Consider the following 2,773-nt stretch of genomic DNA (forward strand, 5'->3'; position numbering starts at 1 on the left):
TGGTGTTCAGCTGTACGGCGCCGATCTGCGCCGAGATCTCCTCCGTCGCCTTCGCCGTCTGCGTCGCCAGGTTCTTCACCTCGGAGGCGACGACCGCGAAGCCCTTGCCCGCATCGCCGGCCCGTGCCGCTTCGATGGTGGCATTGAGGGCCAAGAGGTTGGTCTGTTCCGCGATGTCGGTGATCAGCTTCACCACCTCGCCGATCTTCTGTGACTCCTCATCGAGGCTGGTGACGATCCTGTCGGTGTCCTGCGCCTTGTCAGCGGCCATCTGGGCCACCCGTGAGGTCTCGGAGATGTTGGTGCTGATCTCCTGCACCGAGGCGGACAGTTCCTCCGCCGCGGCGGCCACGGTGTTGACGTTGTTCGAGGTGGTCTCGGCGATGGTCAGGACGCCGGAGGATTCCATCTTCACCTGCTCGGAGGAGTTCACCATGCCTTCCGAGCTCTTCTCCATCTCCCGGGCGGACAGGCCGACCTGATCGACGATGGCCTTGACCGACTGCTCGAACGTGTCGGCCAGGTTCAGCATGGCCTGACGCCGTTCCTCGGCGGAGCGGGCCTCTGTGCGCTGCTGTTCCTCGCGCAGCCGTTCGACCTCGCGGCCATTGTCGCGGAAGATCTCTACCGTCCGCGCCATCGTGGTGATCTCGTCGCCGCCGGACGTATCCACATCCGTATCCAGATCTCCGTCCGCGATCACGCCCATCGTGTCGGCGAGACCGTTGATACGGCTCACAACCTGACGAGACACCAGGAACCAGCCAATCAGGAGGCTGAGAACCAGACTGGCCCCGCAGACGAAGAACATGAAGTACCGGCTCTGTGTCACGGTCTCCCGGGCGGACTGCTCGCTTCTGGCCGCAGCCGCCTCGGCGACGGCCACGAGGCTGTCGACCTTATTGCTCATGGCGACGACCGCAGTGCGGCTGTTCGCCAGCGCGGCCAAGGATGCGGCTTCGGTTTCCAGCAACTCACGTCGCAGGGCGAAGATGGACGCGTCCCCGGCACCGAAGGCCGCGAGCAGGTCACCGCTTTCCAAGGTCAGCGGGTCGAGTTTGTCGCGGAAGCCGTTGAGCGCGTTCATCAGGCCGTTATTGACCAGCATGAACTCGCTCGTGATCTGGTCGACGGCCTGGATGTCCGGCGCGCCGGCACCTGCATTCAACAGGCCCGCGACATGGTTGGCCTTGGCCATCAGGTCGAGTGCGTCCCGGATGATGATGACATCTTCATTGATCAGTTTGGAGATCGATTCCCGGACATTTTCGGCGAGGCCGTTTCCTCTGGCCGCCAGTCCAGCAGATGCCTCTTCAATGACCGGATTGATCGAGCCCTTGAACGTTTCGGTCAGTTTGGCGATTTCGGCATCTATGGTGCTTCGCTTCTGCCCGGAGGATGCGTCGCTGGCGAGTTCCGATTTACGGAGGTCGAATACAGATTTCGCACCTTTGCCGAAATGGGTCAGCTTGAGGCCAATCTGCCGCAGGTCGTAAGCCGCGTCGCTATCGTCCAGCATGTTGACGGAGTCATAGACTTCGCTTGCGGTGTTTCTGAACAGTGCTTCCAGTGCGTCGACCTCGGCCTCCGATTGGGCCGAGGCGGTGAGGGCGATGATGGCCAGCATCTCGTGCCCGCTTGAAGCGGTCTTCAGACCGTATTCGAGCTGGATGACCTCAGCGTTGAGCAGGTTCTCAACGCCTTTAACGGAGAGCTCGATTGTCGTGTCGCCGCGTTGCTTCAGCGTATCGTTGGCCTGACGCACCAGCGGCACCGCCCCGGAGACAAACAGCCGCTGCTCTTTTCTGAGGCTTGCTGTCCTGGTGTCGAGGGTGACTCGCAATTCCTCGCGCTGGGCAACGTTCGTCTGCAATTCCGTCAGGGCGTTGTCGATATCGTCGACCAGTGATGACAGGCCGCTACGGTCTTCTTCGCCGAGGGTGGACATCTGGGCGAGGCGGTCACGGAGCTGCCAAATGCCCTCTGACATATCTGCCTGGACGGTATCGCGCTCTTCCTGGCTGGCCGCGCTGACCAGCGCCGGCGCCGTCGCGGCGATATTCGCGCTCGCATTGGCAAGCGACATGGAATTCTTGATTGCGGGGATCGATGTCCCGGTAAACTGGTCCAGCGTCTGCTGCAGGGTGGTGAAGGCCATGATCGATATGACGGCGGCGCTCAGCGTGATCAGAGTGATCCCGCCCAGTGCCATATAGAGCTTGCTGCCGACTCCCAGGCTGCGGCGCTTCACTGTCCGACCCTCTTCCGAGCCTTCCAGGTCATATGTCATTTCATCCAAGGTCGATGCCTGGTCCATTCCGGTGGTCCCCATGTTTGCCGTGCTCGCGCGCCGTTAACCGGGCCTGCGGGTAGGCTTGTCCCTGAAGTCGGCGCCCGATATGTGCGCTGCACAATCACTGTCGCGTTAACGAATGGGGAATATCAAGTGCGAAAAAGGCAGGAAAATTAACAACTTATTTCTCAGGCTTAGGGTCAAATTTTAGAAAAAATATTATGATTTATCGGAAAATGTTGCGGCGCAGCGATGAATGCGTCGATTAACGCCTTAAAATTTATGGATTTTTTGACGGCGATAAGGCGCTGCTGTCATCCAGCCAGAAAAAAGGCGGGCCATATCGGCCCGCCTTTTTCCTGAATGTGTGTGGTGCGTTTAATTATCAGGATCTGACTTTTTCGAGGAATGTTTTGACCTCGCGGTCGAGGGACTGTGCCTGTCCGGCGACGCCCTTGGCGGCGCTGAGGACCTGATCGG

General features: G+C 60.0%; 1 protein-coding gene. It reads right to left on the reverse strand.

Annotation, left to right across the window (positions count from 1 at the left end; genetic code table 11):
* Positions 1 to 2,317 (reverse strand): methyl-accepting chemotaxis protein (locus IG629_RS23000; RefSeq protein WP_193174089.1); only part of this gene is annotated, 2,317 nt, incomplete at its 3' end.
* Between the last annotated feature and the right edge of the window lie 456 nt (positions 2,318 to 2,773).

The sequence above is a fragment of the Nisaea nitritireducens genome, assembly GCF_014904795.1.
GTDB classification, from domain to species: Bacteria; Pseudomonadota; Alphaproteobacteria; order Thalassobaculales; family Thalassobaculaceae; genus Nisaea; species Nisaea nitritireducens.